Genomic DNA, 22,839 nt, shown 5'->3' with positions numbered 1-22,839 from the left:
CTATGCTTCATATTCTTCTAACCATTTTAATAAAATGGCTTCCAGAATTGCTTCATTTGATTTTTGCGGATCATCATCAAAATCCTCTAATTCACAAATCCATTGGTGTAAATCGGTAAACCGAACGGTTTTGGGATCAAGCTCCGGATTTCGATCGTACAATTCTTCTGCAATATATTGTGCATCTGTCCATTTCATTAGTGTGCTGCCTCGTTCGCGTGATTTAAATTATATTTTGGAATTTCGACAACCAAATCTTCATCACCAATCACACACTGGCAAGAAAGGCGACTATCCATTTCTAATCCCCAAGCCTTATCCAGCATATCTTCTTCTTGATCGCTAGTTTCATTTAAAGAATCAAAACCTTCACGAATAATCACGTGGCAAGTGGTACAAGCACAGGAACCATCACAAGCGTGATGAATTTCCACACCGGCATTATGTGCCACTTCCAATAAATTTTCACCGGTAGCGGCATCTACGACCATACCTTCCGGACAAAATTCTTCATTCGGTAAAAAAACAACTTTTGGCATAATACTTTCCTCAAAATAATTTAAAATTTGACCGCACTTTTACGGTTTCTCAATCTCCGCCACCTTTTTACCGGTAAGCGCCTTATTAATCGAGGCATTCATTCGGCGTGCCGCAAATTCCTGCGTTGCCGTATCCAATGCTTTGATTTCCTGTGCAATCGCATCGCGATCCATACCTTGTTTTACATCCATTAATTTTTTCAAGGCTACTTCAATTTGGTGAAATTCCATCTCGCTTAATAATTCCGCACCGTCTGCCTGCAAAGCGACAATCACGCTTTCAATCACACGGTCTGCTTCCACCCGTTGTTCAGCCAATTCACGTGCCTGTAAATCTTCTTGGGCGTTATCAAAAGAAGATTTAATCATTGCCGTCACTTCTTCATCGGTTAATCCGTAAGAGGGCTTAATTTGAATGGAAGCCTGCACTTTAGTGGATTTTTCCATTGCCGTTACACTCAACAAACCATCGGCATCCACTTGATAAGTTACGCGAATATGCGCGGCACCGGCTGCCATTGGCGGAATACCCCGTAAGGTAAAACGTCCTAAAGAACGGCAATCTTCAACAAGCTCCCGTTCGCCTTGCAATACGTGAACGCTCATTGCCGTTTGACCGTCTTTGAAAGTGGTGAATTCTTGCGCTCGTGCAACGGGAATGGTGGTATTGCGTGGAATGATTTTTTCGACCAATCCGCCCATTGTTTCAATGCCGAGTGAAAGCGGCACCACATCAAGCAATAACATATCGGAATCTGTTTTATTGCCGACAAGAATATCCGCTTGAATTGCCGCCCCTAACGCAACCACTTTATCCGGATCGATAGAAGTTAAAGGCGTTTTAGCAAAAAACTCACCAACCTGTTCACGCACGTAAGGGACACGGGTTGAACCGCCTACCATCACGACTTCTTGGACTTCTTCAACATCGACATTGGCATCTTTTAATGCTCGGCGACAGGTGAGTAAAGAACGTTTTACCAGTGGATGAATCAGTTCATTAAATTGCTCACGGCTCAGCGTAACAGAAAAATCCCGCCAAGAAATGACCGCACTTTCCTCATTACTCAAGGCAATTTTGGCTTGATTCGCAAGGGTTAACAGTTCACGTTGTTGATTTGCATTTTGTGGTTTGGATTGTGTTTGTTCCACCACCCAATCGGCAATTAAATGATCGAAATCATCGCCGCCTAATGCCGTATCACCGCCTGTTGCCAACACTTCAAAAACGCCTTTGGATAAACGTAAGATCGAAATATCAAAAGTCCCGCCACCCAAATCATAAACGGCAATCACACCTTCCTGTCCGCTGTCCAAACCATAAGCTACGGCAGCGGCGGTCGGTTCGTTTAATAAACGCAACACGTTAAGGCCGGCTAAACGTGCTGCGTCTTTGGTGCTTTGGCGTTGTGCATCATCAAAATACGCCGGCACGGTAATAACAACACCTGATAATTCGCCGCCCAAACGTTGTTCTGCAATTTGATTTAAGCGGGAAAGAATATCGGCGGACACTTCCACCGGACTTTTTTTCCCTTGAGCGGTGAGAATTAAGGGTAAACCGTTTTCACTTGCGGCAAATTCATAAGGCAGAGAGGCATAGCGTTTTTGCACATCTTCAAGACTGCGACCAATTAAGCGTTTTACCGAAATAATCGTATTTTGCGGATCAGAGGACGCCTGTGCAAAAGCCTCAACGCCGACTTGTTTTTCTGCGTTGCCATAATGCACAACAGAGGGAACAAGGCTTCTCTCCCGTTCATCATTTAAAATGGTAGCTTGACCGCTACGCACCGCCGCCACAAGTGAATTTGTCGTGCCTAAATCAATCCCCACCGCTAAACGATGTTGATGCGGTGCGGCAGTTTGTCCGGGTTCTGCAATTTGTAATAGTGCCATAATATTTCTTTTCTAATCTCAATCAATTAGGCGACAGAATACGCCATTTCAAATTTTTCTTTTTCCGCAAAAGCGGCATTGTAGTGGGTTTCAATGTTCACTTCACGTTTTTGTCGTTGATCAATAGCCCTATTTTTATCTTCTGCCAAATCAGGGGTAAAGACAAAAACCTGATTGCCATCCAACTGTTTCACGTCTTCCTGCCAGCCCTGCCAAAATAGCCCTTGGTAAAAAGCCTCAAGATCGCCATTTAACGCCCAAGCCAAAAATTCTGTATAGGTAAAATTGAGATTATGCCAACTTAAATCTTTCGGTGAAAAATAATAGATTTTACCAAGTGCCTGCCCCAATGAGCCGCCATTTAAGGCGAAATAACCGCCAATCACATCATCGGCAACCAATAAATATTGAGGTTTCTCACCAGATTCGCTGAAAGATTTACTGAAATTCCAATCCATTAAACCACGCGGTAATTTAAAACTGCCCGAACCTAAAATGCGTAACCAGCCGTGATGAATCAAAATACCACCGGTTTCGTAAATCACCGAGCCCATTGGGGAAGAAGTTGGCATTTGCATTGTAAAAATTTCACGTTCGGCACTGCCTTGATCTTTTTTGATAACCTGACAATCATTCCGCGCCTGTGCAATCCATTGGGAAAGCGTTGGCCAAGCAGAATGTTCGGGAAGGGTAAGTTGTTCGAGAGTTTGCATCATTGATAGATTGTGTCATTAAAAAGAGAAAAATGTTGACCGCACTTAAACATCGAAAAGGCGTTCTTCCACCCGCTCAATTTCTTCTGTTAATTTACGAGTGAAGCGTAACTTATCACAGAGCTGCGTGGCTTGCTGCCATTGTTGCGCCAAAATGCTGTCAGAAAGTGCCGTCAATAATTGCTTCGTTTCTTGTTTGATTTCTTTGGCAAAAAGGCTTAATGCCTGCTCATCTTTTTGTGAGGCTATCGCTTCTAATTGTTCCCGCCATTGTAACTGTTGCATTAAAAACGCCACATCTTGTGTACTTTTTTGCTCAAGATTTTGTTGTTCGCCGGTATTCAGTGCCACAATCGCTTCGGCACGCAAAATCGGATCTTTTAACGTTTTTAAGGCATCATTCACTTCGGTAGATTTTTGCATAGCAATGCGTTGTTCCGCCGCCCCTTCAGACACAAAATTATCCGGATGTAATTGTTTTTGCAATGCCAGATAACGTGTATTTAGGGTTTGCATATCCAGTTGAAAATCAACCGGTAAATCGAAAACTTTAAAAGGATTTAGCATAATATTTCACCTTAAACGTGGAAACTTTCACCGCAGCCGCAAGATTCTTTAACGTTTGGATTATTGTATTTGAAACCTTCGTTTAAACCTTCTTTTACATAGTCTAATTCAATGCCATTTAGGTAAACCAAACTTTTCGGATCAACCACAATGTTCACACCGTGTTGTTCAAACACCTGATCTTCATCGTTTAACACATCGACAAATTCCAAAACGTATGCCAAGCCTGAGCAACCAGAGGTTTTAACGCCTAAACGTAAGCCAATGCCTTTACCACGATTATCTAAAAAAGCTTTCACACGTTGTGCCGCTTTTTCTGTTAATGTAATACTCATACTCTCCTCAAAATCAGTAAAAGTGCGGTCATTTTTAACCGCACTTTTGTGTTATTGGTATTATTCGCCTTGTTTTGCTTTGTAATCGGCAATTGCCGCTTTAATGGCATCTTCCGCTAAAATAGAGCAATGCACTTTCACCGGCGGTAATTCAAGTTCTTCGGCAATTTGACTATTTTTAATTGCACCCGCTTCTTCTAAGGATTTCCCTTTTACCCATTCGGTAATTAATGAACTTGAGGCAATCGCCGAGCCACAACCGTAAGTTTTAAATTTTGCATCTTCAATAATGCCGCTTTCATTGACTTTGATTTGGAGCTGCATTACATCACCACAAGCCGGCGCACCAACCATTCCTGTTCCGACCGAACTGTCTTTTTTATCCATTGATCCCACATTGCGTGGATTTTCATAATGATCAATTACTTTTTCGCTGTAAGCCATTTTAACTTTCCTTTCTTAACAGATTAAAAATGCTGCCGATAATATCAATCCGGCAGCAACGGAATTTTAGTGCGCAGACCACTCAATGGTGTTTAAATCCACGCCTTCTTTGAACATATCCCATAATGGGGATAACGCACGTAATTTTTCCACCGCACCTTTGACTAAACCAATGGTGTAATCAATTTCTTCTTCTGTGGTATAGCGACCAAGTGTGAAACGAATGGAACTGTGTGCCAATTCATCATTTAAGCCTAACGCACGTAACACATAAGAAGGTTCAAGGCTTGCCGAAGTACAGGCAGAACCGGAAGACACCGCAATATCACGCAATGCCATCATTAATGACTCGCCTTCTACGTAGTTGAAACTGATGTTGAGATTATTATCCAAACGGTGTTCCATTGAACCGTTTACATAGGTTTCTTCAATATCTTTTAAGCCGTTATATAAACGATCACGAAGGGCTTTTAAGCGTGGCATTTCGGTTGCCATTTCTTCTTTTGCAATGCGATAGGCTTCACCCATACCAACAATTTGATGCACCGGTAAAGTACCTGAACGCATACCACGTTCGTGGCCGCCACCGTGAATGATCGCCTCTAAACGTACACGTGGTTTACGGCGAACATATAACGCACCAATACCTTTTGGCCCATAAAGTTTATGACTGGACATGGAAAGTAAATCCACCGGTAATTCCGCCAAATTAATGTCAACTTTTCCCACGGCTTGCGTTGCATCTACGTGGAAAATCGTTTTGTTTGCACGGCAAAGTTCACCAATGGCTTTGATATCTTGTAATACACCAATTTCATTATTGGCGTGCATAATGGAAACTAAAATCGTATCCGGACGAAGTGCCGCTTTGAATTTTTCCAAATCAATTAAACCATCGGATTCCGGTGATAAATAAGTGACTTCAAAGCCTTCACGTTCTAATTGACGGCAAGTATCAAGCACTGCTTTATGTTCGGTTTTACAGGTGATGATGTGTTTGCCTTTGGTTTGATAAAAATGGGCTGCACCTTTAATTGCCAAGTTATCGGATTCTGTCGCACCGGAGGTGAACACAATTTCACGGGAATCTGCACCGATTAAATCGGCAATTTGATTACGGGCAATATCGACTGCCTCTTCTGCCTGCCAGCCAAATTTATGAGAGCGGGATGCCGGGTTACCGAATGTGCCGTCAATGGTTAAATATTCCATCATTTTTTTCGCAACGCGTTCATCCACTGGGCAAGTTGCTGCATAATCCAAATAAATAGGTAATTTCATTTTTACTCCTAAATCATTCCAAATTTAACCGCACTTTGGGTGTGGCTACTTTCCTTTTATTGACTCAATAAATTTTCAAAATCACGATGAGATTGAAATTTAGCCCCACGCTTATTGAGCAATTCCGCTAAAGTAATCTTATTTAAGAAACTTTCAATATGGTTACTGAGTGCTTCCCAAAGGGTATGGGTTAAACATTCTGCACCATTCTGACAATTCCCGTGTCCTAAGCACTTGGTCACGTGGATATTTTCATTGACTGCCGAAATAATCATTCCCACCGAAATTTGCCCGCTAGGCAAACCGAGTTGATAACCACCACCCGGGCCGCGCACACTTTTCACCAAACCGTCTTTGCGTAATTTAGCAAAGAGTTGTTCTAAATAAGAAAGTGAAATATTTTGGCGTTCGGAAATATCTGCAAGACTTACCGGCCCATTAGACTCATTTAATGCGACATCTAAAATTGCCGTTACTGCATAACGCCCTTTTGAAGTAAGTTTCATAAAGTGTCCTTAAAAAATTGCGCCAATGTTCACATATCAGACTAAAATAGTCAACTATCTGACTTGGTCAAATTTAAGTGTTTTTCAACCGCACTTAGCATTCCACGCAAAATATTGAGTTCATTTTTTTCAGGTTTTGAACGCAAATATAATCGTCTTAATTTTTGCATAACGCCTTGATTTTGAATGAATCCAAGTGTTTGATAAACCCGTTCTGTATGCGCAAAAAAATATTCCATTTCTTGAGCAGTCGCCTGCCGATTCTCACTATTATTAATTTCACCAATTAAAGAAAGTGGTGCAATATTATTTTTTTGCGTTAAGAACGCCATTCTCAATTCATAGCAAACTAATTGAACTGCCATTGCCAGATTTAATGATGAATAATCAGGATTTGCCGGAATCGTAAGGTGATAGTGGCATTTAAGCAATTCATCATTATGCAATCCTACCCGTTCACGCCCAAAAACAATGGCGATATTTCCTTCCTGCATTGCCACTTTTTCGCCACATTCACGCAGTTCAATTAAGGTATTTTGTAAATGACGCAAACGTGCGCTTGTGCCGATTACAAGGGAGCAATCCGCAATCGCTTCATCAAACTCCGAAACAATATGTGCAGCCCTTACAATATCTTCCGCACCGGCTGAAAGAGCGATGGATTGTTCATCAACGGCTTTGGGGGACACTAAATATAATTGGGAAAGCCCCATCGTTTTCATTGCACGTGCGGCAGAGCCGATATTTCCACTATGGGAAGTTTCCACAAGCACAATTCGGATATGATTAAACATTCGCATTATAGTCTGACTAAAATTTGTGGGTATTCTATCATAACGAACCAAATTTACAGCCTAGAATTTTCTATTTTGAGTATAAAGGTGGCTTATTGATTGAATGAGAACCTTATGATGGGAAGGTAAATTGACATCTAAAATAATGAAAAAAGGACAGGATTTCGCGATACTTCTACAAGTGATAATAAAGAAGAGAGTTTCCTAAGATTAAATTTAACACTCATATCTTAAATGGAAACTCTCACTTTTATGATGATTTATCAGATCCGGAATGATTTTCTACAATCTGATTATTTTTTCCCTAACTGTGGCAACACAGAATCTTTACCAGCCACAAGTAAACCGGTTTCCGCATAAATTCCTAATTTGCCACGGGTATCTGCCACATCTAAATTACGCATTGTTAATTGACCGATACGATCAATCGGATCAAATGGCGCATCTTCCACTTTCTCCATACTGAGGCGTTCTGCTTCATAGGTTAAGTTTGGTGATTCGGTATTTAAAATGGTGAAGTCATTACCACGGCGTAATTCCAACGTCACAGTACCGGTGATTGCTTTTGCCACCCAACGTTGTGCCGTTTCACGCAACATTAAGGCTTGCGGATCGAACCAACGACCTTGGTATAGTAAACGACCTAAACGCAACCCATTAATACGATATTGCTCGATGGTATCTTCATTGTGAATACCGGTGAGTAAACGTTCGTAAGCAATGTGCAACAATGCCATTCCCGGGGCTTCATAAATACCACGGGATTTTGCTTCAATAATGCGGTTTTCGATTTGATCCGACATTCCCAATCCGTGGCGACCACCAATGCGATTTGCTTCAAGAATCACTTCAACCGCATCATCAAAGCGTTTACCGTTTAATGCCACCGGCACGCCTTCTTCAAAAGTCACGGTCACGGTTTCAGGTTTGATTTCAACGCTTTCATCCCAAAATGCCACACCCATAATTGGTTTGACAATCTTCATACCGGTGCTTAATTCTTCCAAATCTTTGGCTTCGTGGGTTGCACCAAGCATATTGGAATCCGTTGAATAGGCTTTTTCTACCGACATTTTGTAGTCAAAACCGTTTTCAATTAAGAATTGGGACATTTCAAAACGCCCACCCAATTCTTGGATAAATTGATCATCCAACCAAGGTTTGTAGATTTTTAATTTTGGATTGGTTAATAAACCATAACGATAGAAACGTTCAATATCATTCCCTTTAAAAGTTGAGCCGTCTCCCCAAATATTCACGTCATCTTCTTTCATTGCCGCAACCAGCATTGTTCCCGTTACTGCACGACCAAGCGGAGTGGTGTTGAAATAAGGAATACCGCCGGTAGAAATATGAAATGCACCGCATTGAATCGCCGCAATCCCTTCGTGAGCCAGTTGCGCACGACAATCAATTAAACGTGCATTTTCTGCCCCATAAGCCATCGCTTTTTTCGGAATGGCATTGTAATCTTCTTCATCAGGCTGACCCAAATTTGCGGTGTAGGCATAAGGCACCGCCCCTTTTTGACGCATCCAAAGTAACGCCGCACTGGTGTCCAAACCACCGGAGAAGGCAATGCCTACTTTTTGACCTTTAGGTAAACCTTGTAAAATCGTATTTGACATATTTTTTCCTTATTGAATATGAGTGTGAATATTTAATCATTTTATGTGAATAAAAACGCACAGAAATATAACCGCACTTTTGTTTTTTGTCTAGCGATTTCCCTATTTCACTCTCAATTTTTATCCACCCTTCTTTTATGTTGAACCATAAAAATCCCCGCCTTTCTTGCAGGGATTTCATCGATTATTTCGTCAAAAGATCCAACGCCTCTTGATATTTCGCCACGGTTTTCTCAATAACTTCCGTTGGTAGTTTTGGGGCAGGCGGTTGTTTATTCCAACCACTACTTTCCAGCCAATCACGCACAAATTGTTTATCAAAAGACGGCGGATTAATTCCTTCTTTATAGGAATCTATCGCCCAAAAACGGCTTGAATCCGGTGTCAACACTTCATCCATTAAGGTGAGCGTGCCATTTTCATCCAAACCAAATTCAAACTTGGTATCACAAATGATGATACCTTTGGTTAACGCATATTCCGCCGCTGCTGTATAAAGCGCAATGGCTTTTTCTTTCACCTGTGCCGCCAATTCCGCACCAATTAATTTTTCACATTCCGCATAACTGATGTTAATGTCGTGATTGCCCACTTCTTCTTTACTTGAAGGCGTGAAAATCGGTTCGGGTAACCTGCTCGCTTCCACCAAACCTGCCGGTAATTTCAAACCACAAATGGTGCCGGTTTGCTGATAATCTTTTAAGCCACTGCCTGTTAAATAACCACGTACAATAGATTCAATTTTTATTGGATTTAATCGTTTACACACCACGGCACGATCTTTCACGAAATCCGCCTCTTCTTTTGGCAACACATCATAAACAGAGTCACCGGTAAAATGGTTTGGCATAATATGTGCCAATTTGCTAAACCAAAAATTGGAAATTTGCGTGAGAATTTCTCCCTTACGCGGAATCGGTTCATCTAAAATCACATCGAATGCCGACAGGCGATCGGTCGCCACCATCAGCATACGTTTATCATCAATTTCGTAAAGATCACGCACTTTTCCCGAATAGATTTTTTTCAGGCTTAATGTTGTATTCTGTTGTGTCATTGGTTTACACCTTTTTGTCGCAATAAAAAATCAGCGCGTATTGTACCGCACTTTTTAGGCAAACGTTTGCTATTTTTATCAAAACAACCAAATTCGCCGAATTTTCCCCAATTTGATTTGAGCAAAATCTCAAAATCAGCGAAAATAGCCCGCATTTTTAATTGAACAAATGAAGAAAAAATTATGAGCTACCCTTTAGAAGAAGTGAACAAACGCCGCACTTTTGCAATTATCTCCCACCCCGATGCCGGTAAAACCACCATTACCGAAAAAGTGCTTTTATACGGAAATGCGATCCAAACCGCCGGTTCGGTAAAAGGGAAAGGTTCTACCGCCCACGCCAAATCCGACTGGATGGAAATGGAAAAACAACGTGGGATTTCCATTACCACTTCCGTGATGCAATTTCCCTATAACGATTGCTTGGTCAATTTACTGGACACACCGGGACACGAAGATTTCTCGGAAGATACCTACCGCACTTTAACCGCAGTGGATAGCTGTTTGATGGTCATTGACTCGGCAAAAGGGGTTGAGGAACGCACAATCAAATTGATGGAAGTTACCCGCTTGCGTGATACCCCTATCATCACGTTTATGAACAAACTTGACCGTGATATTCGCGATCCGATGGAATTATTGGATGAAGTAGAAAACGTGTTGAAAATCCGTTGCGCCCCAATCACTTGGCCTATTGGCTGTGGGAAATTATTCAAAGGGGTGTACCACATCGCCAAAGATGAAACCTATCTTTATCAATCCGGACAAGGGTCAACCATTCAAGAAGTGCGTATTGTCAAAGGCTTGGATAACCCTGAATTAGATACGGCAGTAGGCGATGATTTAGCCCAACAACTGCGTGATGAATTGGAATTGGTACAGGGGGCAAGTAACGAATTTGAACACGATGCCTTTATTAAGGGTGAACTCACGCCGGTATTCTTCGGAACGGCATTGGGGAACTTTGGTGTGGATCATTTCCTTGATGGTTTAACGGAATGGGCGCCAAAACCACAACCCCGTCAAGCAGATACCCGCACGGTGGAAAGCACGGAAAAAAAATTTTCCGGTTTTGTATTTAAAATTCAAGCGAATATGGATCCCAAACACCGCGACCGCGTTGCTTTTATGCGGGTTGTGTCAGGGAAATATGAAAAAGGAATGAAGCTCAAACACGTTCGTCTTGGCAAAGATGTGGTGATTTCTGATGCCTTAACCTTTATGGCAGGCGATCGCTCTCACGCAGAAGAAGCCTATGCAGGCGATATTATTGGCTTACATAATCACGGCACAATCCAAATTGGCGATACTTTCACACAAGGCGAAAACTTAAAATTTACCGGTATTCCAAACTTTGCACCGGAGCTATTTCGCCGTATTCGTTTAAAAGATCCGCTCAAACAAAAACAGCTTTTGAAAGGCTTGGTACAACTTTCGGAAGAAGGTGCGGTGCAAGTATTCCGTCCATTGATGAATAATGATTTAATCGTGGGAGCGGTCGGTGTATTACAATTTGATGTGGTCGTTTCCCGCCTAAAAACGGAATATAATGTTGAAGCGATTTACGAAAATGTGAATGTCGCCACAGCCCGTTGGGTGGAATGTAGTGATGCGAAAAAATTTGAAGAATTTAAACGTAAAAATGAACAAAATTTAGCGTTAGACGGCGGTGATAATTTAACCTATATCGCCCCAACAATGGTTAATCTAAATCTTGCTCAAGAACGTTATCCCGATATTGAATTCTTTAAAACCAGAGAACATTAATTTAGCGATGAAAGTGCGGTCAATTTTGATCGCATTTTTTATGCGCAAAAAAAGAAATAACTCAATTAGTAAAATTCAGAATATTGATATTAGAAACGAAAGATGGCTGGGGTACTAGGATTCGAACCTAGGGATGCCGAGATCAAAACCCGGTGCCTTACCGCTTGGCGATACCCCAACAGAAATTCTTGTAATTAAGAATATAAGAAAAGTTTTAGGATAGTATGGCTGGGGTACTAGGATTCGAACCTAGGGATGCCGAGATCAAAACCCGGTGCCTTACCGCTTGGCGATACCCCAACAACTATTTTGAATAACAAAGCAAATAAATGGTGCGGGACGAGGGACTTGAACCCACACACCTCTCGGCGCCAGAACCTAAATCTGGTGCGTCTACCAATTTCGCCAGTCCCGCAAATGGTGGCTACAGCGAGATTCGAACTTGCGACCCCAACATTATGAGTGTTGTGCTCTAACCAACTGAGCTATGTAGCCATTATTTGCCAACCATATCAGCTTTGCGGGGCGTATTATGCGGATTTGCCCCAACCTCGTCAATCATTTTTTTCAAAAAATCTGAATTTAAAGTTTATTTGATTATAAAAAAAACGCTTTTGTTATTTTTTATGCATTTCCGTCACAGAAATCATTCCCACAAAATAATGCCAGTGAAAACTATTGAACTGATTGGGGATATACCAATTTGAAATTGTCCCATCTAAATAAAGCGCATTATAACAACCGATTTTCTGCAATCCTTGGCTAAACCTATAAAGATTGGGCTGACCTTGAGTCGTTAAAATAAAAAACAATCGGTTTTTCTTATCCAAACACACCGCATTACGCTTGTGATAACTTGCCAAAGTCGGTCTAAACTGATGATTAATTTTCCCTTCAATCAATAACATCGGGCCGGATTGCATTGCAAAGGTTGGCTTTAATTTTTTCTGTTGGTAGGCTTTTGTGGTGAGAATATAAGGCCGCGTTCCAACCAAAGCAAAAACACCATTTGGCTGAACGTGAAAATTGCCACTCCCCCGCTTTGTATTGAGTGGGTTTAATTCTTTACCGTTTTCAATCCATAACCCTGCCGGCACATTATTTTTACTATAAATGCCGCCATTCATAATCATCTTCACCTGATAATTTTTTTCTAATGCCCGCTTTAAATTTGTCAGAGAACGATAGTCTTTTCCTTCACTATCCCGCCAGTGAAAACGCACTTCTGCAGGATTTGCCTGAAAAATACCATAAGTGATGTCGGTATCGGTAAAGGTGCGGTACGATGCTTGTGAAGGAAAGATAAGAAAAGCGCAAAGTGCGGTCAAAATTTTAATTGTTTTTTTCATCAACGGAATGAGAAAGATTCAAGGTGTTAGAAAACAAGTGCAATCCCTCCGCATTACCGGCTTTCATCATTGATTGCATTGTTTGTGTGGGCGAATGAATCAATTTATTCATTAATTTATAGCTTAATTCCTGCAAAATAGCTTCCGCATTTCCCCCTTGTTGCAAATGTTGCAATGCCTTTTCCAACAAATCTTGACGCGTATGCTCCGCCTCTTCGCGATAACGTCTGATTAAATTAGAAAATTGATGAACTTTCAGCCATTCAAAGAAATCCCTACATTCCTCTGCAATAATGCCTTCCGCTTGTTTGGAGGCTTCTTCCCGTTGGCTCAAATTACGGCGGATAATATCTTGTAAATCGTCCACCGTATAATGATATACACTGTCCAACTTCGCCACGGTTTCATCAATATCACGCGGCACCGCAATATCCACTAACAACATTGGAGAATGATGGCGTTTTTTCTGCGCGGTTTTCACCATTTCTTGGCTAATCAACACATTTGGACTGCCTGTTGAACTAATGACAATATCCGCTTGATTTAAGGGTTCTTGCAGCCCGTCTAAAGAAAACACATCAATGGGCGTATCTGTTTCCAATTTTGCCACCAACTGCTCTGCTCGAGCCAAGGTGCGGTTGGCGATCATTAATTTTTTGACACCGTGACGCAATAAGTGGCGGCTCACCAATTCAATGGTTTCCCCGGCTCCCACCAATAAAATATTCAGCTCACGTAAGGATTCAAAAATTTGACGCGCCAAACTACAAGCCGCGTAAGCAACGGACACCGCACTTTCACCAATATTGGTTTCGGTACGCACCCGTTTTGCCGTAGAAAAGGTTTTTTGGAACAAACGGGAAAGTTCGCCGGAAAGCGGTAAATGGGCGTTTTGATAGTATTCTTCCGTTATTTGAAAAGCCTGTTTTACCTGTCCCAGAATTTGAGGCTCACCTAAAATCAACGAATCCAACCCACAGGCAACCCGCATTAAATGATTTGCCGCCTGCTGATTTTGATGAGTGTAAATACTGGGTTGCAATTCCGATAATGGAAGTTGATGAACATCGGCAAACCATTTTTCTGCCTCTTGTCGCCAGTGATCACATTCCTGCGGTGAAATTTGACGATGGTGCAAATACACTTCCGTGCGATTACAGGTTGAAAGAATGACCGCACCTTCCGCAAGGTTTTGTGCCTGAATTTGTTGCAAGGCAAGGTTTCGCTTTTCCTCTGAAAAAGCGACTTTTTCCCGAACGGAAACAGAAGCGGTTTTATGATTAATGCCGAGAACAAGAAGGGTCATAAATAGATTCAAAAAATGACCGCACTTTTGAGTGCGGTAAAAGAAAAATAACTGCCGACTATTTTAATGAATTGTAACGCATTGAGCAAATCAACACGCCACAATCCGTTTTAAATAACACAAAAGAGTTAGAAAACATCTTTTGCTTTTCGCAACGCGGTAAATTCTTCCGGACTTTTTGCCTGTAAAAAAGGATTAAGACTTCTTTCCAATTTTAAGGAAGTGGGGAGACTTGGTTTTCCTTCTGCAAGCTGATGTTTTACCCAAATACGATGATTTTTAACCGCACTTTTATCTGAAATAACCGTTTCGGCAAAGGCTAAATTACTCAAAGTATATTCGTGTGCGGGGCAAACCACGGTTTCATCAGGCAATGCTTTCAAACGCTGTAATCCCTCAAACATTTGTGCATAATTTCCGGTAAACACACGCCCGCAACCGGCTGAAAATAACGCATCACCACAAAATAAATGTTGATCCAGTAAAAAACTCACGTGTTGTGCCGTATGCCCACCGGTTGGGATCACCTGAATGTGATAATGAGGCGTGATAATTTCACCCTCATTCACAATATGTGTAGCCCCTTTTCCCGCACATTCTTGCGAACCATAAATCGGTACATTTGGATAACGCATTTTAAATGCCGCCACACCTTGTGTATGATCGCTGTGTTCGTGCGTAAGCAACACCGCCTCAATGGGTAAATTATGTGTATCAAGCCACGCAAAGAGCTTGTCCGTCTCAGGTAAATCGACAATAATAAGGGGCAAATTTTCCCGTTGATAAAGCCAAATATAATTGTCATTCAATGCAGGCAAAGCAACTAACATACTTCCTCTCTTATTAGGATATTCAATGTTTATTAAACATCAGGCAAAAGCAAAGCAACCTTTTTCAATGCCAACAAGCTGGCAACAACTGCCGCAAGGTGTCGCGTATTGTAACGCATTAGAAAAGGCTTTTGCGCCTTGGCTGACAAAAATTTTGGGCTACCAAATTTTAAAACTTGGTGCGTTAAGTGCAGAAGTACAAACCCAATTACCTATGCGCCATCAAATGCTTATCAGCGAAAAAATTTCACCGAATTTGACCGCACTTTTAACCCCTTGCGACAGTTTAATTCAGGCAAACTTAACCGCTTTACCCTTCATTCAAAAAGAAATTCACGCCTGCTTTTTGGCAAACACTCTCAATTTTGCTCAAGATCCCCATCAAATTCTGCGTGAAGTTCATCGTGTGCTAACGAATGACGGTTGGCTTTTTCTTTCCTTATTTAATCCATTAAGCCCGCTTATTTTCAAACGAAAACTGGGCGACTTCCCTTTCCGCCAATATCCCGCTTGGCGAATCATCGATTGGTTGGAATTGCTTAATTTTGAAATTTTAGAACAGAAAAATCTTGCCATTCATTCTTCTCAGCCTACCCCATTTTCACCCTTAACCCTAATTGTGGCGCAAAAACGAACCTATCCGCTCACGCTGGATACCGAAAAAGTGCGGTCAAAAATGCCGGCTTTTTTAGAGCCGGCAAATGTGTTTAAAGAAGTCAGGAGTGAATAAATTACTATTCTGCTTCTTTAATCGTTTCAGAAGAAGCGTTGTTTATCACAGATTCAACGCCCTTTTCAGCAGCGGCTTGCGAAGAATAGTACTGACTACGTCCAATTTCCTGATGGTTTGCCGCTTTTAAAACAAAATAAGGCTTTTCGCTTTTAGCAACGCGATATTCAAAATTCTTCGCATCAATGCCGTTCTTTTGCACAGAAGCAATCCCATTCAATGCAGAGGCCTTTGTTTTATACAGTTCACTGGTCAAAATAATTTGTCCATTTGTTGCTTTCAAATTAAACATAAATTGACCATCTTTCGCGATTTTTAATTCATAAAATCCTTGAGCCATCTTTTTCCTCCTATTATGGATAAATATTTCATCATATTTTGCCTGAAAAAATTTCAGGCAGAACCAATTTACGCTTAAAATTTAAAGAAAACAAGTCATAAACTTTATGCTTGATAACCCTAGAAAACTCCCCTATTATGCCCATTCTTTTTTCCCGCTGAGATTCATTATGAGCGAACAAACCTTTATTCCCGGCAAAGATGCCGCACTGGAAGACAGTATTTCCACATTCCAACAAAAATTGACCGCACTTGGTTTTAATATTGAAGAAGCCTCTTGGCTTAATCCCGTACCGAATGTATGGTCGGTGCATATTCGTGATAAAGACTGCCCACAATGTTTTTCAAACGGTAAAGGGGCTAGCAAAAAAGCGGCGTTGGCATCGGCACTTGGCGAATACTTTGAACGCCTTTCCACCAATTATTTCTTTGCCGATTTTTATTTAGGACAAGACATTGCAAACAGTGATTTTGTGCATTATCCAAATGAAAAATGGTTCCCTATTGATGAGGAAGCAATGTTACCGGAAGGCATTTTGGATGATTATTTACTTGATCATTTCGATCCGAATGCCGAACTCACCCCGGAATTATTGGTTGATTTACAATCCGGTAATTACGATCGTGGCATTGTGGCACTCCCTTATATTCGTCAATCCGACAATCAAACCGTTTACATTCCGCAAAGTATTATCGCCAATCTTTATGTGTCAAACGGAATGTCTGCCGGCAACACAAAATTTGAAGCCCGCGTGCAAGGGTTGTCTGAAGTCTTTGAGCGTTATGTTAAAAATAAAATCATTGCAGAAGCCATTAGCCTGCCTGAAATTCCACAAGAGGTAATGGCACGCTTCCCTTCCATTCAAGCCTCCATTGCCAAATTGGAAGAAGAAGGCTTTCCAATTTATGCCTTCGATGCTTCATTAGGCGGCAAGTATCCGGTGATTTGCGTGGTGTTATTAAATCCAACTAACGGCACTTGCTTTGCCTCTTTTGGCGCACACCCCAATTTCCAAATCGCGTTAGAACGCACGGTAACAGAACTTTTACAGGGTCGCAGCCTAAAAGATTTAGATGTCTTTTCACCACCGTCTTTCAATAATGCCGATGTTGCCGAACACGCCAATCTTGAAACCCACTTTATTGATTCAAGCGGCTTAATCTCCTGGGATCTGTTCAAAGAAAAATCCGATTATGCCTTTGCCGATTGGGATTTCAGCGGAACGACACAAGAAGAATATGCCAATCTGATGGCAATTTTCCGTGCAGAAAATAAAGAAGTGTACATTATGGATTACCACCATTTGGAGGTATACGCCTGCCGCATTATTGTGCCGGGAATGTCCGATATTTATCCTGCAGACGATCTTATTTATGCCAACAATAATATGGGAATGGATTGGCGTGAAATTTTGCTTGATTTACCTCATTGGCATCACGATGCGGAAATCTATCAAGAACTCTTGGAAGAATTGGATGCACAAGATATTGATGACACAACCCGCGTGCGTGAATTTATCGGCATTGTCGCGCCTAAAAACAGTGGCTGGACAACCTTACGCATTGGCGAATTAAAATCAATGCTTTATCTTGCACTAGGCGAATTAGAACAAGCACTGGACTGGGCTAATTGGACACTAAATATGAATAGCTCCGTTTTCACCACTGAACGTGCAAATTATTACCGAGCCTTAATCAGCGTGATTGAGCTACATTTGGATAAAAGCCGTGATCCAAAACAATATCGCGCCGCATTTGAAAAAATGTATGGTAAAGAAGCAGTGCAACAAGCCTGGGCTACCATAGCCGAACAGGGCAATCCATTCTACAACCTACCGGCAAGTGATGAAGAACTCAAAAACTTCAAAGAACACCAAGCCTTACTCAATGCATACGAAAAATTACAAAAAGCCAAACGTGAAAATTGGCAATAAAAGGCAAAAAATCAGGGCAAGAAAACTTGCCTTTTTTATGTATATCTCACTAACTATCTTCCGTTGTTTATTGATATTTTCGTATCAGATAAAAGAATTCATAACTCGAACAAAATTCGGACTTCACCACTCAAAATCGCCTTTAGCGCAAAAAACCATAATGATGTAAATTTTTTAAGAAAAATGATCATGTCATAACACAATCTTCACCAAATAGTAAGGTTAACGATAGGAAAAAATTGAAGCTATACAATTTAGAGTGGGGAAAAATAAGCATTTGATGGGTCGTGAGAGGCTAGAACTCTCGACTAACGGATTAAGAGTCCGCTACTCTACCAACCGAGCTAACAACCCGACATGATAAAACCGAAACACTGAGATGGTGGGTCGTGAAGGATTCGAACCTTCGACCAACGGATTAAAAGTCCGCTGCTCTACCGACTGAGCTAACGACCCATATCGCTTTGAAATGGGTGCTTATGATACTGATTTTATTTTCTGACGCAAGAAGAATTTGGTTTTTTTATGTTAATTGAATGAATTACAAGCAATTTGACTTTAATTTTCTAAAAAAGAAAAGCAGTGTTTATTTCTAAACACTGCTTCTAAGGAATAAACTTCAAAAGTTTTAAATTAGTATGCTAACACAGCACGACGGTTTTTAGAGTACGCTGCTTCATCGTGACCTAACACAGCAGGTTTTTCTTCACCGTAAGAAACTGTTGATACTTTGCTGCCTTCTACGCCTTTACCTGCTAAGAAAGATTTAACAGCGTCTGCACGGCGTTGACCTAAAGCAATGTTGTACTCCGGTGTACCACGTTCGTCAGTGTTACCTTCAACAACAACTTTAGATGCCGGCATTGCGTTTAAGTATGCTGCGTGTGCATCCAAGATTTGAACGTATTCGCCTTCGATGTTGTATTTGTCAAAACCGAAATATACGGTGTTGTAACGTTGTTGAAGATCTTCAACAGAGTAACCACCGAAAGTTTGACCGCTAGTGTTTGCACCGTTACCGGTAGCATCGTTGCTGGAAGAACTACATGCAGCTAATGCCGCTACAGAACCTGCAACTAATAATGATTTAACAAATTTGTTCATTAGATTCTCCTAATCACATTTTTATTTAGTTAAGTATGGGGACCAAGCAGGAAATTTAACTTGGCCACTACTTCCTGGAAGACTCGCTTTAAAGCGACCGTCTGCAGAAACTAATTGTAGCACCTTTCCTAATCCTTGGGTAGAACTGTAGATAATCATAATACCATTAGGGGATATACTTGGACTTTCACCAAGGAAAGATGTACTTAAAACTTCAGATGCACCTGTTGAAAGATCTTGTTTAACTACGTTATTGTTACCATTGATCATTACAAGTGTTTTTCCATCGGCACTAATTTGTGCGCTACCACGACCACCGACCGGTGTTGCACCGCCGCCATTTGCGCTCATACGATACACTTGAGGGGAACCGCTTCTATCTGAAGTGAATAAAATTGAACTGCCATCAGGCGACCACGAAGGCTCGGTATTATTTCCGGCACCATGGGTTAATTGTATTGGTGTACCGCCGTTTGCGCCCATCACATAAATATTCAATGTACCGTCTTGTGAGGAGGCGAAAGCTAAACGGGAGCCATCCGGAGAGAATGCCGGTGCACCGTTATGTCCCGGGAATGAGGCAACGACTTTACGTGCGCCGGAACCTAAATCTTGTACAACTAACTGTGATTTTTTATTTTCAAAAGAAACATAGGCTAAACGTTTGCCATCAGGCGACCAAGCCGGAGACATAATCGGTTGAGAACTACGATTCACCACAAATTGATTATACCCATCATAGTCTGCTACTCGCACTTCATAAGGTTGTGAACCACCATTTTTTTGTACCACATAAGCAATACGGGTTCTAAATGCACCACGAATACCGGTTAATTTTTCAAATACCTCATCACTCACTGTGTGAGCCCCATAGCGTAACCATTTATTGGTTACCGTATAGCTGTTTTGTGCAAGCACCGCACCTGCAGTACCGGATGCCCCAACCGTATCAACAAGCTGATAAGAAATATTGTAGCCACTACCGGTTGCCGTGACTTGTCCTACAACAATCGCATCAATGCCTAATGCCGTCCAAGCCTCAGGATTCACTTCGGATGCTGAAGTCGGTTTTTGAGGCATTTTGCTGACAGGGATAGGATTAAATTTACCGCTATTACGTAAATCGTCAGAAACGATTTTAGCGATATCTTCAGGTGCCGAGCCGGCAAAGGGTACAACGGCAATCGGGCGCGCACTATCAACCCCTTCATCGATCACAATGCGCACTTCATCTTCCGCAATGGCATTACCCGCAATAGCAAATACCATTGCAAATACGCCAATAAAATTTTTCATCAATTTCATTTTGTTACCTTTGAGTAAACCCATTTACATTTTGAAAACCAATTACTTAATATCAAAATCAATAATTGGTGCTTTATATTTATTGTACACCGCATCTGATGGGGCGGCAGGAACTTTTTTCGTTCTGGCAACCGCACTTAATGCTGCAGTACAAATATCTTCAGGGCCTGATACTTTCTGATAGTTTAGAATCGTACCATCGCGACCTAACTGAATCTTAATACGGCATACTTTGCCGGCAAAACTTGGATCTTTTAAGAAACGGCGTTGAATTTCTTTTTTAATCACACCGGCATATTGATCGCCGACTTTACCACCATCACCGCTACCTAATCCGGCACCACTACCTTGTGTTCCGCCCTTATTGGCATTACCACCTTTAGAAGCACTCCCACCTCCAATGTCACCACCATTGAGGAAGTTATCTAATGCGGCTTGATCGGCTTTGCGTTTGGCTGCCGCTTCAGCCTTTGCTTTTGCCTCGGCAGCCGCTTTAGACTTCGCTTTGGCTTCTGCCTCTGCTTTAGCTTTCGCATCTGCTTTTGCCTTCGCTTCAGCATTCGCCTTGGCTTTCGCCTCAGCCGCTGCTTTTGCTTTCGCTTCTGCCTCGGCTTTTGCTTTTTCTTCTGCTTGTTTTTGGGCTTTTTGAGCCGCTTCGGCAGCCTTCGCTTTCGCTTCTTCCTCTGCCTTCTTAGCGACTGCGGCTAAACGTTTAGCCTCTGCCTCTGCTTTTAATTTCGCTGCTTCTGCCTGTTGTTTTGCTTTGGCTTCTTCAGCCTGTTTTTGCTTTTCTAAAGCCGCTTGACGGGCAATTTCCTGTTGTTTTTGTTTCTCGGCTTCCTGTTTTTGACGCTCAATTTCTTTTTGGCGTTGAATTTCCTGCTGACGTTTTAGTTCTTCCTGTTTCGCTATTTCTTGCTGACGAATATCTTCCTGCTCAACAGGTTTTTCTTCTACAACAGGTTCAGGCTTTTTCTGCTTATCCGCTTGACCTTTTTTCTGTTGTTGAATACGTCCCCATTCTTGAGCGGCATTTCCGGTATCCACCATTACGGCACCGATAGCATCTCCATCGCCTTCACCGCCGCCCATTATTTCAACCGTTTGATAGAAAGAACTCCAAATCAACAACCCAAACAAGGCAAGGTGCATAAAAATCGAAATGACAAACGCATTCACACCTTTTTTTTGTCGATTATTCTGCACGTTTTTACCTACTCACTAAATTGGATTTGTCATTAAACCAACAGATTTAATGCCCGCCAAATGAAGTAAATTAAGTGCTTTGATCACTTCTTCATAAGGCACTTCTTTTGCCCCTCCGACAAGGAACATCGTGTTGTTATCTTTATCAAATTCTTGTTTGGATAACTGCGTGACCATTTCTTCCGTTAAGCCTTCTTGGCGATCACCACCAATAGAAAGTGCGTACTGTCCCACACCGGATACTTCTAAAATTACCGGTGTTTTATCTTCATTTGAGACGTTTTGGCTTTGTACGGAATCAGGCAATTCCACTTGAACACTTTGGCTAATAATCGGCGCAGTCGCCATAAAAATCAGTACAAGTACAAGTAATACGTCCAAAAATGGAACAATATTGATTTCAGATTTAATTTCTTTACGTGAACGGCGAGTCATATTTTCCTCTAAAACTTCACTAAATTTGACCGCGCTTTATGTGAAGTGCGGTTAATTTTTTTGATTATTTTTTAATGAGAATGTGGTGCTTTACCAAAGGCTTGGCGATGTAAAATTGTGGTAAATTCATCAATAAAGTTACCATAATTTTGCTCAATGGCGTTCACCCGTAAACTTAAACGGTTATAAGCCATTACTGCCGGAATCGCGGCAAATAAACCGATTGCGGTCGCAATTAATGCTTCTGCAATCCCAGGGGCAACCATTTGTAACGTGGCTTGTTTTGCACCGCTTAATGCCATAAATGCGTGCATAATTCCCCATACCGTACCAAATAAGCCAATATAAGGACTGACTGATGCCACGGTTGCTAAAAACGGAACACGGCTTTCGAGGCTTTCAACTTCACGATTCATCGCAAGATTCATCGCTCGGGTTGTTCCTTTAATAATGGCTTCCGGTGCATCGGCGTTGACTTGTTTTAAGCGGGAAAATTCTTTGAATCCCACAAAGAAAATTTGCTCGCTACCGGTTAGCCCATCACGGCGATTTGATAAGCCGTCATATAATTTATTGAGATCTTCACCTGACCAAAAACGATCTTCAAAGGTATTTGAGGCTTTTAAGGCATTGGTTAGCACTCGGCTACGTTGAATAATAATTGTCCAAGAAATAATTGAGAATGAAATCAAAATCACAATTACAAGTTGAACGACAATACTTGCTTTTAGAAAAAGATCTAAAAAATTCAATTCTGCAGTCATTACCTAC

Annotated in this window: 24 protein-coding genes and 6 tRNA genes; 3 read left to right on the top strand and 27 right to left on the bottom strand. The window is 41.5% G+C overall.

The annotated features are described in order from the left end of the window. The 12 genes from iscX to BKL49_RS10055 form a co-directional block, all read right to left on the bottom strand. On the bottom strand, positions 1–198 hold the full coding sequence (gene iscX, locus BKL49_RS10110; RefSeq protein WP_077425065.1) for a Fe-S cluster assembly protein IscX: 198 nt from the start codon (positions 196–198) through the stop codon (positions 1–3). Further along, positions 198–539, bottom strand: coding sequence for an ISC system 2Fe-2S type ferredoxin (fdx, locus tag BKL49_RS10105; RefSeq protein ID WP_077425063.1), 342 nt, complete (start codon positions 537–539; stop codon positions 198–200). Before fdx ends, iscX begins: the two co-directional genes overlap by 1 nt. 39 nt (positions 540–578) lie before the next feature. Next, positions 579–2,438 (bottom strand): Fe-S protein assembly chaperone HscA, encoded by a 1,860-nt coding sequence (hscA, locus tag BKL49_RS10100; protein ID WP_077425061.1) that lies wholly within the window; start codon positions 2,436–2,438, stop codon positions 579–581. Between the two features lie 26 nt (positions 2,439–2,464). Further along, positions 2,465–3,151 carry a DUF2625 domain-containing protein gene (locus BKL49_RS10095; protein WP_077425174.1) on the bottom strand — a complete coding sequence of 229 codons (687 nt, stop codon included), beginning with the start codon at positions 3,149–3,151 and terminating at the stop codon, positions 2,465–2,467. 45 nt (positions 3,152–3,196) lie between these two features. Further along, positions 3,197–3,718, bottom strand: coding sequence for a Fe-S protein assembly co-chaperone HscB (gene hscB / locus BKL49_RS10090; protein ID WP_077425059.1), 522 nt, complete (start codon positions 3,716–3,718; stop codon positions 3,197–3,199). An 11-nt stretch (positions 3,719–3,729) separates the two neighbouring features. Then, on the bottom strand, positions 3,730–4,053 hold the full coding sequence (iscA, locus tag BKL49_RS10085; RefSeq protein WP_077425057.1) for an iron-sulfur cluster assembly protein IscA: 324 nt from the start codon (positions 4,051–4,053) through the stop codon (positions 3,730–3,732). Between the two features lie 60 nt (positions 4,054–4,113). Continuing rightward, positions 4,114–4,497, bottom strand: coding sequence for a Fe-S cluster assembly scaffold IscU (iscU, locus tag BKL49_RS10080; protein ID WP_077425055.1), 384 nt, complete (start codon positions 4,495–4,497; stop codon positions 4,114–4,116). Positions 4,498–4,563: 66 nt separating this feature from the next. Further along, the gene (locus BKL49_RS10075) at positions 4,564–5,778 is read right to left on the bottom strand and encodes an IscS subfamily cysteine desulfurase (RefSeq protein ID WP_077425053.1); all 1,215 of its coding nucleotides are present in this window, start codon (positions 5,776–5,778) and stop codon (positions 4,564–4,566) included. 56 nt (positions 5,779–5,834) lie between these two features. Beyond that, the gene (gene iscR / locus BKL49_RS10070; RefSeq protein ID WP_077425051.1) at positions 5,835–6,284 is read right to left on the bottom strand and encodes a Fe-S cluster assembly transcriptional regulator IscR; all 450 of its coding nucleotides are present in this window, start codon (positions 6,282–6,284) and stop codon (positions 5,835–5,837) included. Between the two features lie 50 nt (positions 6,285–6,334). Beyond that, positions 6,335–7,078 (bottom strand): tRNA (cytosine(32)/uridine(32)-2'-O)-methyltransferase TrmJ, encoded by a 744-nt coding sequence (trmJ, locus tag BKL49_RS10065; RefSeq protein WP_077425049.1) that lies wholly within the window; start codon positions 7,076–7,078, stop codon positions 6,335–6,337. Positions 7,079–7,371: 293 nt separating this feature from the next. After that, positions 7,372–8,706: an argininosuccinate synthase gene (gene argG, locus BKL49_RS10060; RefSeq protein ID WP_077425047.1), complete on the bottom strand. Its 1,335-nt coding sequence runs from the start codon at positions 8,704–8,706 to the stop codon at positions 7,372–7,374. Between the two features lie 184 nt (positions 8,707–8,890). Beyond that, positions 8,891–9,763 (bottom strand): phosphoribosylaminoimidazolesuccinocarboxamide synthase, encoded by an 873-nt coding sequence (locus BKL49_RS10055; RefSeq protein WP_077425045.1) that lies wholly within the window; start codon positions 9,761–9,763, stop codon positions 8,891–8,893. Between the two features lie 183 nt (positions 9,764–9,946). Here BKL49_RS10055 and prfC point away from each other — a divergent pair, with 183 nt between their 5' ends. Then, positions 9,947–11,530 (top strand): peptide chain release factor 3, encoded by a 1,584-nt coding sequence (gene prfC, locus BKL49_RS10050; RefSeq protein WP_077425043.1) that lies wholly within the window; start codon positions 9,947–9,949, stop codon positions 11,528–11,530. A gap of 103 nt (positions 11,531–11,633) precedes the next feature. On the opposite strand, the gene BKL49_RS10045 is transcribed toward prfC, so the two are convergent. From BKL49_RS10045 to gloB, 7 genes are all read right to left on the bottom strand, one after another. Continuing rightward, a tRNA-Gln gene (locus BKL49_RS10045) sits at positions 11,634–11,708 on the bottom strand. Between the two features lie 47 nt (positions 11,709–11,755). Then, positions 11,756–11,830 (bottom strand) — tRNA-Gln (locus BKL49_RS10040). 30 nt (positions 11,831–11,860) lie between these two features. Further along, positions 11,861–11,945, bottom strand: a tRNA-Leu gene (locus BKL49_RS10035). A gap of 3 nt (positions 11,946–11,948) precedes the next feature. Further along, a tRNA-Met gene (locus BKL49_RS10030) sits at positions 11,949–12,025 on the bottom strand. A gap of 122 nt (positions 12,026–12,147) precedes the next feature. Beyond that, positions 12,148–12,879 (bottom strand): phosphodiester glycosidase family protein, encoded by a 732-nt coding sequence (locus BKL49_RS10025; RefSeq protein ID WP_077425040.1) that lies wholly within the window; start codon positions 12,877–12,879, stop codon positions 12,148–12,150. After that, a complete protein-coding gene (gene hemA, locus BKL49_RS10020; RefSeq protein WP_077425038.1) occupies positions 12,863–14,185 on the bottom strand; it encodes a glutamyl-tRNA reductase in 1,323 nt (440 codons plus the stop codon). Before hemA ends, BKL49_RS10025 begins: the two co-directional genes overlap by 17 nt. Before the next feature lie 128 nt (positions 14,186–14,313). Continuing rightward, the gene (gloB, locus tag BKL49_RS10015) at positions 14,314–15,015 is read right to left on the bottom strand and encodes a hydroxyacylglutathione hydrolase (protein WP_077425036.1); all 702 of its coding nucleotides are present in this window, start codon (positions 15,013–15,015) and stop codon (positions 14,314–14,316) included. Positions 15,016–15,040: 25 nt separating this feature from the next. Here gloB and BKL49_RS10010 point away from each other — a divergent pair, with 25 nt between their 5' ends. Beyond that, the gene (locus tag BKL49_RS10010; RefSeq protein WP_077425034.1) at positions 15,041–15,745 is read left to right on the top strand and encodes a class I SAM-dependent methyltransferase; all 705 of its coding nucleotides are present in this window, start codon (positions 15,041–15,043) and stop codon (positions 15,743–15,745) included. Positions 15,746–15,749: 4 nt separating this feature from the next. Here the strand turns inward: BKL49_RS10010 and BKL49_RS10005 are convergent, their stop codons facing one another. After that, positions 15,750–16,085 (bottom strand): YegP family protein, encoded by a 336-nt coding sequence (locus BKL49_RS10005; RefSeq protein WP_077425031.1) that lies wholly within the window; start codon positions 16,083–16,085, stop codon positions 15,750–15,752. 169 nt (positions 16,086–16,254) lie between these two features. Between BKL49_RS10005 and ycaO the strand changes: the two genes are divergently transcribed. Next, positions 16,255–18,018, top strand: coding sequence for a 30S ribosomal protein S12 methylthiotransferase accessory factor YcaO (gene ycaO / locus BKL49_RS10000; RefSeq protein ID WP_077425029.1), 1,764 nt, complete (start codon positions 16,255–16,257; stop codon positions 18,016–18,018). Between the two features lie 281 nt (positions 18,019–18,299). On the opposite strand, the gene BKL49_RS09995 is transcribed toward ycaO, so the two are convergent. The 7 genes from BKL49_RS09995 to tolQ all read right to left on the bottom strand — a co-directional run bounded on the left by BKL49_RS09995 (position 18,300) and on the right by tolQ (position 22,832). Beyond that, a tRNA-Lys gene (locus BKL49_RS09995) sits at positions 18,300–18,372 on the bottom strand. Between the two features lie 26 nt (positions 18,373–18,398). After that, positions 18,399–18,474 (bottom strand) — tRNA-Lys (locus BKL49_RS09990). Between the two features lie 177 nt (positions 18,475–18,651). Then, on the bottom strand, positions 18,652–19,122 hold the full coding sequence (pal, locus tag BKL49_RS09985) for a peptidoglycan-associated lipoprotein Pal (protein WP_077425027.1): 471 nt from the start codon (positions 19,120–19,122) through the stop codon (positions 18,652–18,654). Between the two features lie 21 nt (positions 19,123–19,143). Continuing rightward, positions 19,144–20,427: a Tol-Pal system beta propeller repeat protein TolB gene (gene tolB, locus BKL49_RS09980; protein WP_077425025.1), complete on the bottom strand. Its 1,284-nt coding sequence runs from the start codon at positions 20,425–20,427 to the stop codon at positions 19,144–19,146. A 42-nt stretch (positions 20,428–20,469) separates the two neighbouring features. Then, the gene (tolA, locus tag BKL49_RS09975; RefSeq protein ID WP_077425023.1) at positions 20,470–21,633 is read right to left on the bottom strand and encodes a cell envelope integrity protein TolA; all 1,164 of its coding nucleotides are present in this window, start codon (positions 21,631–21,633) and stop codon (positions 20,470–20,472) included. 15 nt (positions 21,634–21,648) lie between these two features. Next, a complete protein-coding gene (gene tolR, locus BKL49_RS09970) occupies positions 21,649–22,068 on the bottom strand; it encodes a colicin uptake protein TolR (protein WP_077425021.1) in 420 nt (139 codons plus the stop codon). 71 nt (positions 22,069–22,139) lie between these two features. Beyond that, complete coding sequence (gene tolQ, locus BKL49_RS09965; protein WP_077425019.1) at positions 22,140–22,832, bottom strand: protein TolQ; 693 nt, start codon at positions 22,830–22,832, stop codon at positions 22,140–22,142. Positions 22,833–22,839 lie beyond the last annotated feature (7 nt).

The organism is Rodentibacter myodis (genome assembly GCF_001999305.1).
GTDB lineage: Bacteria > Pseudomonadota > Gammaproteobacteria > Enterobacterales > Pasteurellaceae > Rodentibacter > Rodentibacter myodis.
Note: the sequence above shows the minus strand (reverse complement) of the source record. Positions and strands in the feature narration are given on the sequence as shown.